Source organism: Fimbriimonadia bacterium (assembly GCA_039961735.1).
GTDB lineage: Bacteria > Armatimonadota > Fimbriimonadia > Fimbriimonadales > JABRVX01 > JABRVX01.
In genome coordinates this window covers 26,020-39,634 of record JABRVX010000029.1, presented here as the reverse complement: position 1 = coordinate 39,634, position 13,615 = coordinate 26,020, and the positions used below count along the sequence as shown (strand labels likewise).

Here is a 13,615-nt window from a genome sequence, read left to right as displayed (position 1 = left end):
AAGTCGCCCCAGGTGAAGGCCGTGGGTTCGGCGCTATCCGAAGCGTGGTTACCCCTGCTCACCTCACTCATGCTGCCGATCGGCTTGGCCCTCGCCTTCTGGTTCTTCATCTTCCGACCGGCTCAGCAGTCGGGGAACCAGGCCCTTTCGTTCGGTCGAAGTCGAGCGCGGCGATTGGGGGAGAACGTTCCCAAGACCACCTTCGCCGACGTTGCGGGCGTGGAAGAGGCCAAGCAGGAACTCAGCGAGATCGTCGATTTCTTGCGCAATCAGAAGAAGTACGTAGCCGTCGGTGCGAAAATCCCTAAGGGCGTGCTGCTGCTCGGCCCTCCAGGTTGCGGAAAGACTCTCCTCGCACGTGCGGTAGCTGGCGAAGCGGGCGTCCCGTTCTTCCACATCTCCGGCTCCGACTTCGTCGAGATGTTCGTGGGTGTCGGCGCCGCGCGAGTCCGGGACCTGTTCGAGACGGCCAAGGCGCACCGACCCAGCCTCATCTTCGTGGACGAGATCGATGCCGTGGGACGCCAACGTGGCGCGGGCCTCGGTGGTGGACACGACGAGCGAGAGCAGACCCTGAACCAGCTCTTGGTAGAGATGGACGGCTTCGACCCGAACATCGGAGTGATCCTGCTAGCTGCGACCAACCGCCCCGACGTGCTGGACCCGGCACTGCTTCGTCCCGGACGCTTCGACCGCCAGGTGGTAGTGGACGCGCCGGACCAACTCGGGCGCGAGGCCATCCTGAAAGTGCACGCGAAGGGCAAGCCTCTCGCGGAAGATGTGGACCTGTCCGTGCTCGCCAAGCGAACGTCCGGCATGACCGGCGCGGACCTCGCGAACGTCCTGAACGAAGCTGCGCTGCTGGCAGCCCGCAAGGACCAGACCGAGATCCGGATGCAAAACGTGGAAGAAGCGCTGGACCGAGTGATCGCCGGTCCCGAGCGCTCCAGCCGCGTGATGGACCCGAAGGAGCGCGAGGTGGTCGCCTACCACGAGGCGGGCCACGCCATCGTCGGGGAGATGATGGAACATGGGGACCGCGTGTATAAGATCACGATCTTGCCACGGGGCATGAGCCTCGGTTCCACGTGGATGCTCCCGGATCGCGACCGCCACAATCGCTCGCGCAGCGAGCTGCTGGACATGATCACTGGTCTGCTGGGCGGGCGCATCGCCGAAGATCTGGTGTTCAACGAGACCACGACCGGGGCGCGAGAAGACCTGCAGCGAGTGACGGAGTTGGCACGCGCCATGGTGTGCGAGTACGGCATGAGCGAGAAACTCGGCACGCTCACCTTCGGACGCCGACACGGCAACCCATTCCTGGGCCGAGACATCATGGAGGATCGCAACTTCAGCGAGGACGTCGCGCGGGCCATAGACCAGGAAGTGCGCGAGATCGTGGACAGCTGTCACCGCAGGGCCACGGAGATCCTGACCGCGAATCGTGACAAACTCGATGAACTGGTGAAGGCACTGCTGGAAAAGGAGACGATCGGGCGCGAAGAGTTCCTAGCAATCTTGAAGGGCGCCGTTACGCCCGAGGGCACTCGCGTCGAGGAGCGATTGGCAGGTACCGAAAGTCCGGTCACGAAGCAGGATTCGGAGCCCGAGGATGCGAGCGTGCGAATCAAGCAGGGCCGTCCCGGTTTAGAGCCCGGCCCAGCCTAGCGAGCCTCCGCAAAGTTTCGGAACCCCGGCGATGACATCGACTACTTGCCGCCGCAGATCGCAGTGGCGGGCCGGCGGTATGGTACCACCCGGAGTGTCACGCGGAGACCGCAAAGGGTTCGCGGAGATCGCAGTACAAAAGCCTCCCTCGAGAGCCGACCCCGAAATCCGTGCGCAGCGCAGATCGAGCCCTCACCCCGACCCTCTCCCCGCTGCACAGAACGGGGAGAGGGAGGGGCAATTACTACTCGACAGTGACCGGTTCCTTCTTCTCTGGGCCGCCACCGGACTCGGTGCGATCGTCCTTCCGGAAGAAGATGCGCCCGTCCTCATCCATGTCGGCCAGAATCGTGTCGCCTGCTGAGAACCTGCCGAGCAGGATCTCCTCGGACAGCGGGTCCTCCACGTATTTCTGCACCGAGCGTCGGAGCGGGCGTGCGCCCATGTTCGGGTCGTACCCTTCCTTTGCCAGGAACTGCTTCACCGAATCGGTCGCGGCAAAGCTGAGGTTCCGCGCGTGTGCCTGCTGGTTCACGCGCTCCAGCATCAGGTCCACGATCTGCAGGATTTCTTCTTGTGTCAGTGCATGGAACACGATCACCTCGTCCACGCGGTTTAGGAACTCCGGACGGAAGAGCTTCTTCATCTCCTCCATCATCTTGGTTTTCATGCGCTCGTATGCCTTCGGGTCGGCGGGGTCCTCGCGCGTATCGCGGAAGCCCATGCCCGCATCCGCCCCGATGGGCTTCACGCCCACGTTCGAGGTCATGATGACTACCGTGTTCCGGAAGTCCACGATTCGGCCCTGCGAGTCGGTCAGGCGCCCGTCCTCCATCACCTGCAGAAGGATGTTGAACACCTCGGGGTGCGCCTTCTCGATCTCGTCCAACAGCACCACGCTATACGGGTTGCGGCGCACTGCCTCGGTTAACTGACCGCCTTCATCGTAGCCCACGTATCCAGGAGGCGCACCGACCAGCCTACTGACGGCGAATCGCTCCATGTACTCGGACATGTCGATTCGGATAAGGCTGTTCTCATTGTCGAACAGGTACTCGGCCAGCGCGCGAGCCATCTCGGTCTTGCCGACACCAGTCGGTCCGAGGAAGATGAAAGTGCCCATCGGGCGCTTGACATCCTTCATGCCGCTGCGCGCGCGCCGCACGGCTCGGCTCACTGCGCCCACGGCGTCGTCCTGTCCGATGATGCGTCGGTGCAGTTCCTCTTCCATGCGCAGCAGCTTCTGGCTCTCGGCCTCCACCAATCGGGACACGGGGATTCCGGTCCAGCTCTGCACGATGTGCGCGATCTCGTCTTCACCCACAATCGGGTTCTCCGAGATGTGCTCCTTCCACGAGGTCATGCGCTCGTCGAGCTTCGCCTTCAGCTCTTCCTGCTCGGCCTGGAGCTTGACAAGTCGCTCGTCGAACTCGTTCTTGCGACTGAGTGCCTCGATCTCGCGCTGCAGGGCGTCCAATCTGCCCTTTTCTTGTCGCAGTTCGAGCGGCGGCAGGGTGAGCTGCAGCCGTACGCGCGAAGCCGCCTCGTCAATCAGGTCTATCGCCTTGTCGGGCAGTGTGCGGTCGGTGATGTAACGATTCGAGAGCCCCACGGCTGCCTCGATTGCGTCGTCTCGGATGTCTACCTTGTGGTGCGACTCGTAACGGTCCCGGAGCCCCTTGAGGATGTCCACGGCCTCTTCGTAGGAAGGTTCGCGCACCTGCACGGGCTGGAAGCGCCGCTCGAGCGCGGCGTCTCGCTCGATGTACTTGCGGTATTCGTCTGCGGTGGTGGCTCCGATGCACTGTAGTTCGCCACGCGCGAGGGCGGGTTTCATGATGTTGCTGGCATCGATTGCACCTTCCGCAGCACCTGCACCTACCAGCGTGTGAAGCTCGTCTATGAACAGGATGACTTCGCCCTGAGCGCGTCGCACCTCTTCCATCACGCGCTTCATGCGCTCCTCGAACTCGCCGCGATACTTGGTGCCTGCTACCAACCCGGCCAGGTCCAGAGCAACGATGCGGCGGTCCTTGAGTTGATCGGGCACGTCGTTCGAGACGATGCGCTGAGCCAGACCCTCGGCGATAGCTGTCTTGCCGACGCCCGGTTCGCCGATGAGGCAGGGATTGTTCTTCGTGCGGCGGGCAAGGATCTGCATGACCCGCTCGATCTCGGTGTGGCGGCCGATCACGGGGTCCAGCTTGCCCTGACGTGCGTATTCGGTCAAGTCCCTACCGAACTCGTCCAGTGTCTGCGTGTTGCGCCTGCGCGGCGAATGGGATGCAGGTACGTTGGTGGATTCGTTCTCCTGAAGCGACATGACCTCACGGCGCGTCTTCTCCAAATCCACGTTCAGCTTGGACAGCACACGTGCGGCCAGGCCCTCGCCTTCGCGGATCAGTCCCAGCAACAGGTGCTCGGTGCCGATGTAGTTGTTGTTGAGCTGCCGTGCCTCGTCGTAGGCCAGGTCGATCACGCGCTTGGCCCTCGGAGTGAGCTGCATCTCCTGAGCGGACCGAGACTCGCCTCGCGGAAGCTGGCGCTCGATCTCGGTGCGAAGCCTGCTGAGACTAATGCCCATCCGGTCCAGAACGCGAGCAGCCACGCTGTCCGCCTCTCGAACAAGACCAAGTAGGAGATGCTCGGTACTAACGTATCCCTCGCCGAAGCGCTGAGCCTCCTCTTGTGCAAAGAAAACTACTTTGCGCGCTCTCTCAGTGAAGCGCTGCCACATGATGTACCCCCTTGGACCCTTCCCGAACCTCTTTGTCGGAGTAGGTCCGGTCCGCGATTTCCCGAGTTGTCCTTCCCTGGTTCGCCGCTTCGAATCTACCTGATTGGCCTCGTCAGGCCAACCCAGCAGGGGGACGTGCCCAGTCCCCGCATCAAGTAGGACGAAGCGACGCCCAGGACCGTTCGCATACGTCCCACTGGCTACCTACCGGGAATCCTGGCCTTCTTCCCTGTACCAGTGCCGAGCGATCTTGTCCTAATCGCCTATCCAATAGGTTAGGATCGCCCACTTCTGCTACGTTTCGCAAGTCAGATTGGATGCCTCGATGCCTGCCAAGCATTCCCCGCAGACTCGTAGGTGGGCCTCACCTGATTGGCACCGGCGAGCGCGCCGGCCGATGGTGCCAACGGATGCCCTGAAGGCCTATTCCATGCCTCGGTCCGAATCGGCGACAGATGCTGCGGCTCCTGCGGATGCTCTGGTCACGCCGCCCAGAAATGAGGGCCGGATTGGTGAGCAATCATCCTCTACCCTCCGGATACCTTGCCGGCCAGGCAGTCATTCCTACGGGTGCTCGTCAAGAAACGGTTGCCGCCGAGCACATCGGCGGCAACCGGCAGCGTAGCCCGTACAGGGCACAGTTTCGGATTTGGGCTAGAACTTCTCTCCCACGGTCGTGGTCAGCTCTCGGAACCGCTGCGTGATTTGCTTGGTGACGGGGCCGGGATGCCCATCCCCGATGGTCCTGCCGTCCAGCTTCACCATGCCGATGATCTCGGCTGCGGTACCGGTAAGAAAGGCTTCGTCCGCGTTGTAGACGTCGAACAGAGACAGTCTCTCCTCTACCACGTCCATCCCCATCTCGGCTCCGATGGAGAGCGCAGTGTCGCGTGTGATGCCGCGGAGGATGCCGCAACTCGCGGTGGGCGTCGAAAGCCGGTTACCCCGCACCACGAACAGGTTGTCACCGGTACCCTCGGCGACGGTTCCCTCCACGTTGAGCATGATCCCCTCGCCAGCGCCCTGGGAGTTCGCCTCGATCTTGGCCTGTATGTTCGCCACATAGCGCCCGATCGTCTTGATCCGCGGGTCGAGACACTGCGGGGGGAATACCCGCGTGGAGCAGGTAATGGCAGTCAGGCCCGTTTCGTACATCTCGGGTGTGTACAGCCGAAGGTGGCTGATCATCACCATCACGTTCGGCACCTGCTTGATGTTTCGCGGGTCCAGCCCCAGACCGGTTCCGCGAGTCACGTTCAGGCGGATGTATCCATCCGATATCCCAGCTTGCGCACAGGTGTCGAGCACGATCTTCCGCAGTTCCTCCTTTGGCATCATGCCCTCGATGGACAGGGACTTGATGCCTTGGTACAGCCGGTTCAGGTGCTCGTCCAGCTTGAAGATGTTTCGGCTGTAAATGCGAATGCCCTCGAATAGGCCATCACCATACAGATGGGCATGGTCACCGACTTTGGTGACCGCCTTCTCCAGGGGACAAACTTCTCCATTCAACCAGACCAGGGGACCCGTGCTTACAGGGGCAACCACCGCTTGTGTCTCTCGACCGCTCATTATCGCCATATCTCCTCCTCGTTGAGGTACGTCGGTTGTGCTGAACCAGACCTCGACAGAGAGCGACTCTGCATCTCCGCCGGCGTCGTGGGGCGTTCAAGACATTCCAATGTTACCAGAGAAACGCCCGTTCCGCACCAGCAAAGAACCTGTACCATCGGCATTGCAGGGGTGTAGGATCGGATCGTGTGCGCAAGATACACGATGAGCCCGCCGATTGATGCTCTATCGAAGTTCTACGGAGTGTCTGGAACAATCCAAACGGGGAGGCACCGGAGACCTGCAATGCTCTTGGCGACCGAGCTGAACGAGACGATGGCGCTCATTCACGACCGCATGCCGGTGCTTTTGAGGCCGGAGGACTACGATACCAGGATAGCGCCAAGCCCGAACGCCCGCTCGGGCTGCTCCAGTCCTCCCGGCGGCGGCAATGGAAGTCCGGCCGGTCAGCACCTACGTGAACAACCAGAGGAGTGTGGGCCCGGAGTGCATCCGGGCGGTTACTTAGGTCACTTCCCAGACGCCGGCGGGGTTGCGCTCGGCCCAGTCGGCAAGCAGGGCGCACACGTGGCCGACATTGCCTTCGGTCGGCTCGTTGTAGTCCACGGTGCGCTCTGTGCCGAGCCTTTGGACGGCATCCCTTAGGGCATTCAGGGTTACGGCACCCGTCTGGCCGGCTAGTTTGTAGAACGGGTACACGTCGGCGAAGGACCGGCTGACGATCAGCAGGGTCCCGTGTGCGCCTCCCTCCACTATGGGGTACGGCTGCCCGCTATTCGGTTCTCGAAGCGATATCTCCACGTCGACTATCTCCCTCGATGTTCTCCAGTTCCGTACGAACGCTCCCCGTTCCGGGTGCGACTTCGCTTGTGCCAAATTGCTCAAAGGGCCCTATGCCAAGCTCAGTCGAGGCTACTGCATAGGGTAACGTACCCGAGGCGATGGGTGTGAGCGGACGGACCTAGCAATGGGCAGGGCCGAAGTGGACCGGTGAGTTCGGATGTAAGACTGGAGTCGCCGACCCGCTGTAGACACCCAGCCATCTGGAAAGGACTGCAGGCGATGTTAGAGGCTTTGCTCACACCGAAATCGGTCGCAGTGATCGGCGCATCGCGTACCCCCGGCAAGGTCGGCTACGCGATTGTGGACAACCTGAGGAAGGGTGAGTTCGAAGGGCCGGTCGTACCCGTCAACCCCAGCGCGGACGAGGTCTGTGGGTTCCGGTGTTACCCGGACCTCAAGAGCTACGGCGAGCCCATCGAGTTGAGCGTGGTCGCAGTACCGACGCCTGCGGTGAAGGCTGCCGTCGAAGCGTCGGTGCAGGCGGGCGCACAAGCAATTATTATCATCACCGCCGGATTCCGCGAGACGGGCGCCGATGGGGCCAAGCTGGAGCACGAGATCGCCACCTACTGCACCTCGCGCGGCGTTCGGGTGATGGGGCCGAACTGCCTGGGCCTGATCAACACGCACCACAAGCTAAACGCTTCCTTCGCTACCCAGATGCCACTCACGGGGGGGATCTCCGTCGTCTCGCAATCCGGCGCGCTGTGTACGGCCATCCTGGATTGGGCCGCCGGGAGGCTGCTGGGTCTGTCCAAGCTGATCAGCATGGGCAACAAAGCCGATTTGACCGAGACTGATTTCCTGGCCGCTCTCGCCGACGATCCGGATACTAAGGTCATCGTGCTCTACCTGGAGAGCATCACGGACGGCAACCAATTCATCCGAGTTGCCGAGAACGTCGCCTCGGTGAAGCCCGTCGTGATCCTGAAAGTGGGTACCACGCAAGCCGGCGCGAAGGCTGCTTCTTCGCACACTGGCAGCCTGGCCGGAGCGGACATTGCATACGGGGCAGCTTTTCGTCGGGCGGGTGTCATCCGCGCGGACTCCTTCGAGCAGTTGATGGACTACGCGACCGCCTTTGCCATGCAGCCGCTGCCCAAGGGCAACCGCGTGGCCATCGTGACGAACGCAGGAGGCCCCGGCATCATGGCCGCCGATGCTGCGGAGAGCGCGGGGATGCAGGTCGGACCGCTCGAAGAAGCCGCGGAGGCGTTGCGAGAGAAGCTTCCTGCAGCGGCCAGCGTCGGTAATCCCATAGACGTTCTCGGCGATGCCGACCCGGAGCGCTACGCGATGGCCGTGAACGCCGCGCAGGACGATGACGCAGTGGACGCCATCGTGACTATCCTGACCCCGCAAGCGATGACTCGGGCGGCAGACACCGCTCGTGCGATCGCTGGCTGCGTTCGCGGCGAGAAGCCCGTTCTTGCGGTATTCATGGGAGGCGCGGACGTGATGCCCGGGCGGGCGGAGCTAGTTGCGCACAACCTGCCGGATTTCACTTCACCCGAACGAGCGGTGGATGCACTGCGTGCCATGGTTGACTACGCCGCATGGCGGCGCAGGCCCCCGAGGGTGCTAGCGCGCTTCCCCGTCAACCGACGCAGAGTGGAGCGCATCATTACGCGTCACAACCGACTGCACCGCACTCAGGTAGGCGAGGCGGACGCCAAAGACATCTTGCGCGCCTATGACTTCAACGTGCCAAAGGGACGGGTCGCATACTCGGTGGAAGAGGCCGTAGAGGTAGCTACCCTGATCGGCTATCCCGTCGCCATGAAGATCCACTCACCGGATATCATCCACAAATCGGACATAGGTGGTGTCAAGCTGCGTCTGAATACCCCGGACGACGTGCGGGATGCTTACGAGCTGATGATGCTCCGAATCGGCAAGCGCATGCCGGATGCCAGACTGGACGGTGTCTATGTCGAGGAGATGTGCAAGCCCGGCCGCGAGGTGATCATCGGTGTCACCCGAGATCCGCAGTTCGGTCCGATGCTGATGTTCGGACTCGGCGGCATCTTCGTCGAAGTTATGAAGGATGTAACCTTCCACCTTGCACCCATCACGGCGGACGAAGCGGTGCAGATGCTGATGAGCACACGCTCGGCAGCGCTGCTGCAAGGCGCGCGGGGCCAGGCTCGCGTGGATATCAATGCGATTGCTGCCGCACTCCAACGAATCAGTCAGCTCGTCACGGACTTCCCGCAGATCGAGGAGATGGACATCAACCCGCTTATCACCGGTCCAGTGGGAATGGAGCCCATCGCCGCGGACGCCAGGATCACTCTTAAGTTAGGGGAATGATCATGAACCACGAGAAGCAGGTCAGCTACGATCCGGAGTGGCAAGTCAAGTACAAGAGCCAGATCCGCACGGCCGAGCAGGCGGTCTCCCACATCCGTCCCGGTGAACGTGTGTTCATAGGATCTGCCTGCGGCCAGCCGTTAGAGTTGGTGAGGGCGCTGGTCGCTCGCGCGAACGAGCTGGCGGATACCGAGATCGTTCACCTACTTACTATGGGCGAGGCCCCCTATGCGGAGAAGGAATTGGCCGAGCAGTTCCGAGTGAACAGCTTCTTCATCGCCGAGAACGTACGCGACGTGATTCAGGAGGGTCTGGGGGACTACACTCCCATCTTCCTCTCCGAGATCCCCCGCTTGTTTCGCACGGGTCAGTACCCGCTGGACGTAGCGCTCGTACAAGTAAGCCCGCCCGACTCGCGCGGACGCTGTAGCCTAGGCATCTCCGTGGATATCACGAAGGCGGCCGCCGAGAATGCCTCGATGGTGATAGCACAGGTGAATCCGCAGATGCCGCGCACCCTCGGTGACACCTTCCTCTCCGCCGAGGAGATCGACTACCTCGTACCAGTGGACGTGCCACTGATGGAGGTGCGGCCGGTGGAGCTGACCGAGGTAACGACGCGCATCGGTGAGTACGTAGCATCGTTGGTAGACGACGGGGCGACCATCGAGCTTGGCATCGGTCGAATCCCCCAGGCAGTTCTGGAGTTCATGAAGGACAAGAAAGACCTCGGTGTGCACACGGAGATGTTCTCCGACCGCATCGTCGAGCTGGTGGGACGGGGAGTGATCAACGGGTCCCGCAAGACTACCGACCGCGGAAAGGTAGTGGCAAGTTTCGTGGTGGGCTCGCGGAAGGTGTACGACTTCATAGACAACAACCCGTCCTTCTGCTTGCGCCCCACGGAATATGTGAACGATCCGTATGTGATTTCGCAGCAGTACAAGATGGTGGCCATCAACACGGCGCTACAAGTGGACCTGACGGGTCAGGTGTGTGCGGACTCGCTTGGCACTCGGTTCTATTCGGGCATCGGCGGCCAGGTGGACTTCAACCGCGGTGCCGCGCGTGCGGAGGACGGTAGGGCGATCATCGCGTTGCCTTCGACCGCTAAGAATGGTACCGTTTCCAGGATCGTCTCAGTGCTAAGCCCTGGTGCGGGCGTGGTGACGACACGCGGCGACGTGCATTATGTGGTGACGGAGTATGGCGTTGCATACCTCCATGGCAAGACGGTACAGCAGCGAGCGCTGGCACTGATCAGCATTGCACACCCCGACTTTCGCGCCCAGCTCTTCCGGGAAGCCATCGAGTGCAAGTATATCCGCCCGGGCATGCGCGACGTCGAGGGACGGATCATCGTCGGGCCGGAGGAACTGCGGACATCCATGCTCCTCGCCGATGGCACTCAGGTCAACTTCCGACCCATCCACCCCACGGACGAGCCTAACGTGCGCGACCTCTTCTACGACCTGTCGGAGCAGACAGTGTATTACCGGTTCATGCGCACGATGAAGAAGCTACCTCAGAAGCAAGTTCAGGACTTCGTGTACATAGACCACCGCAACGAGGTGGCAATCGTGGCGACGCTGCCCGAGGCACACGGCGAGGAGATCATCGCGGTCGGGCGCTACTACCTCGACCCGAAGACCAACCGTGCGGAGGTCGCCTTCCTGGTACGCGACAAGTGGCAGCGCAAGGGTATCGGCAGCTTCATGCTGAAATACCTCGCCGAGATCGCGCGGCGTAACGGTATCCGTGGCTTCACTGCCGAGGTCCTGCGTGAGAACCGAGCCATGATCGCCGTCCTCAATAAGAGTGGCTTGAAGGTGCAAAGCAAGCTCTCCGACGGGGTCTACAGCATCGTCATAGACTTCTGACGTGTTGCCTGCGGACCCTTCAGATACCTGGTACGAGAGCGTTCTCCGCCAGCCAACGTGTTACTACATCCTGAGCCCCGACTGGCGGCACGATAAGATACTTGACCCCCAAAGCTTCCAAGTCATACCTGTCCGTCGTTACCCGCAGCATCTCGATTGCGCTGTCCATGGTCAGATCGTCCCACTCGAGCATCCGCAGGCACCATTGCGTACTACCAGCTACACCGTGCATCGTCACTGGGAAGCCGCGGCACTGTTTGTTGGGTATCACCGAAAGACCTAGGGATTGAAGCCAGGACCCGATGGGGTGTAGCGTACCTCCGGCGTTCGTGATCTCGTCTTCCGTGTCGCACGTGGTCAACAGGGCGCGGAGGAGTCGAGACTTCGTGCTGGCAAGGACAACAGGGCTCCCTACCACTATCAACCTCTTTCGTGCCCGAGTGATGGCGACGTTGAACAGATTCGGGTTCTCGAGCCATGACAGCGCGGCACTGTCCGCGTCATCGCCTAGCACTGTCGCAAAGACGACATTGTCCACCTCCGTACCCTGAAAACCATGGGCGGTGTCTGCGATCAGCCTGCCGCTTCCGAGTCTCGCTGAAGGAGGGGATTCGCCGAGAGCTCTCGACGTACATCCTCCTTGAACGCACGCCACGGGGTTACTACACCGAGGCTCTCACCGGGGCATTGCTCTGCCAGTGCTACGAGTAGCTCGCACACTGCTCTCACTTGGTTCTGGTTCGTCTTGCTACGTCCGCGCACGGTAGTATGCGAACCCTCGACGCAGTGAGAGGTGATTGCATCTGGACGCTCCGGCGTACGAATCCTGAGAGTGCCAGCGTAGAACCTGCTGCTCGCAAAACGAATGATGGGTGGTGGACAGCGAAAGTGATCGAGAAGGGTTCGCTGAGATGACGCGGAAGCTATCTGAGAGGCTAGGTGAAAACTCGATGCCGAGAACGACGCGGCAACAACGGCTCCTTCCACCGAGCGGAGCTGCGGCACGGGTACCACCTGCTCCACGTTTCGCTGAAAGATATGTGTCAGCTGATGCGGATCGCCTACGATGACGGCCCTCTTGGCGCGGTAGAGGAGAGGTATCAGCGATGCCGGGTCGCATGCCGAGGCCTCATCCACGATCAGCACGTCGAACATACCACGGCGCAGCGGAAGATTCGACGACACTGCCAGATTCGTGACTGCGACGGGGAACCCGAGTCGTACTAACGTCTCGAAGCACCGGTGCCGCTCTCGCGTTCCCGCCGACAGCGCCGAAGTCAGTCGACTCAGGTGCGGCCGTGCTGACGAAAGCAGGCTGTCGAGCCTCTGCCGGAGTTTTGTAGTCCGCTGCGCTCTCATGTACGGGATGACCGTTGTCCACGTCGCCTCCAAGTCGGCTGTCAGCTTCTGCCACACCTCGCAGAACTTTCGGGCACGAGCCTTAGATAGGAAGTTCCACCACTTTAGAGGGAAATGGCAGGTGGCCAAGCGACAGGAGAGCCGTCTCATGGTGCGCAAATCCCTGTCGAGGCTGGTAAGCGGAGGCGTAGTAGGTTCCTCTGGAAGTTGCGCGAGTATCCCGGTACGGGGCCAGGTAGTAGTATTGCTCAGGTTAGCAAGTTGAAGTGCCAGTGTGGTTCGTGCCGTCTCACTGCCCGTCCGCAAAAGAACCGGCCCAAGCACTCGTTCCGCAAGGGCTACGGCGGCATCCACTGCGAAGTTGATTTTGCTGGCAAGAAGAAGCGACTCGTTCCGAAGGAGAGACTCGGCGACCAGAGCTACGATGGTAAGAGTCTTCCCGGTACCCGGTGGGCCAGTTACGGTCACGAGCGGATCATGGCAGGCGAGCGCCATCACCTCCGCTTGCGCGAAGGTAGGTGACAACGGGCTGGCAAGACATCTCAAGATGTCGTCGAGCGTAGGTGTACCCACGCCGCGCCGAGGCGCGAACAGGTACTCGAGTGCACAGCCGGCGTAGGCAGTCGGTTCCTCGGCAATCTGCGTCAACTCCCTCACCAGGCCTTGGTCGTATCGAGCTTCGGCCTCGATAACCATAAGACATGGCATGAACGCTACCGCACCGATCTCTAACGCGTACGGGTCGTCATCGGGCGCCAGATGGACTACTTCAAGACCGCTGGCAGCCGAGAGCACCGTGTTGACGAAGGCAGTGGGTCCGGCTCGGACTGCTCGCTCGAACAGGTCTCGAAGTGCTACCAGTTGGTCCTCCGGAAGCTCGCTATCGAGCGGCGAGGTCACATGAAGGTTCTGCGGGTCGGGCTCGAACGCGTTGCTCGCGATGCGGCCGAGGACACCTGCTACCGGCTGAAGTCTGCCCTCTTTGACCCTCACTAGTACCGCAAACATGACCGGAGCGTTTTTCTTGAGGGCTGCTTGGGCACAGCGCGCAAGCGCATCCGTGTCTCCGACAAACGCACAGTTCCAAGCGTCGTCCTTCGGAACGGTGAGTCGGTAGACGAGTCTGCCCATGGCGCTCGAGGCGAACTCCGCCTCGTGGCGTCTTTCGATCTCGAGACAGCGCAGATAATATTCGACGAGCGCCCTGAGACTAGGGTCGTAACCTTTCATATGACTACAA

General features: G+C 61.4%; 8 protein-coding genes. 3 read left to right on the top strand and 5 right to left on the bottom strand.

Annotated elements, in window-relative coordinates; genetic code table 11:
- Positions 1-69: 69 nt before the first annotated feature.
- Positions 70-1,671, top strand: a complete 1,602-nt coding sequence (locus tag HRF45_08190; GenBank protein ID MEP0766501.1) for an ATP-dependent zinc metalloprotease FtsH — start codon at positions 70-72, stop codon at positions 1,669-1,671.
- Positions 1,672-1,915: 244 nt separating this feature from the next.
- Here HRF45_08190 and HRF45_08185 read toward each other — a convergent pair whose 3' ends face one another.
- From HRF45_08185 to HRF45_08175, 3 genes are all read right to left on the bottom strand, one after another.
- Complete coding sequence (locus HRF45_08185) at positions 1,916-4,408, bottom strand: ATP-dependent Clp protease ATP-binding subunit (protein MEP0766500.1); 2,493 nt, start codon at positions 4,406-4,408, stop codon at positions 1,916-1,918.
- 654 nt (positions 4,409-5,062) lie between these two features.
- Positions 5,063-5,980, bottom strand: coding sequence for a branched-chain-amino-acid transaminase (gene ilvE, locus HRF45_08180; GenBank protein ID MEP0766499.1), 918 nt, complete (start codon positions 5,978-5,980; stop codon positions 5,063-5,065).
- A 504-nt stretch (positions 5,981-6,484) separates the two neighbouring features.
- Positions 6,485-6,781 carry a hypothetical protein gene (locus tag HRF45_08175; protein MEP0766498.1) on the bottom strand — a complete coding sequence of 99 codons (297 nt, stop codon included), beginning with the start codon at positions 6,779-6,781 and terminating at the stop codon, positions 6,485-6,487.
- 261 nt (positions 6,782-7,042) lie between these two features.
- Between HRF45_08175 and HRF45_08170 the strand changes: the two genes are divergently transcribed.
- Together HRF45_08170 and HRF45_08165 are read left to right on the top strand one after the other, a co-directional pair.
- Positions 7,043-9,136: an acetate--CoA ligase family protein gene (locus HRF45_08170; GenBank protein ID MEP0766497.1), complete on the top strand. Its 2,094-nt coding sequence runs from the start codon at positions 7,043-7,045 to the stop codon at positions 9,134-9,136.
- A 2-nt stretch (positions 9,137-9,138) separates the two neighbouring features.
- A complete protein-coding gene (locus tag HRF45_08165) occupies positions 9,139-11,016 on the top strand; it encodes a GNAT family N-acetyltransferase (protein MEP0766496.1) in 1,878 nt (625 codons plus the stop codon).
- Positions 11,017-11,035: 19 nt separating this feature from the next.
- On the opposite strand, the gene HRF45_08160 is transcribed toward HRF45_08165, so the two are convergent.
- Positions 11,036-11,554 carry a hypothetical protein gene (locus tag HRF45_08160; GenBank protein MEP0766495.1) on the bottom strand — a complete coding sequence of 173 codons (519 nt, stop codon included), beginning with the start codon at positions 11,552-11,554 and terminating at the stop codon, positions 11,036-11,038.
- 35 nt (positions 11,555-11,589) lie between these two features.
- Complete coding sequence (locus tag HRF45_08155; protein MEP0766494.1) at positions 11,590-13,506, bottom strand: AAA family ATPase; 1,917 nt, start codon at positions 13,504-13,506, stop codon at positions 11,590-11,592.
- Positions 13,507-13,615 lie beyond the last annotated feature (109 nt).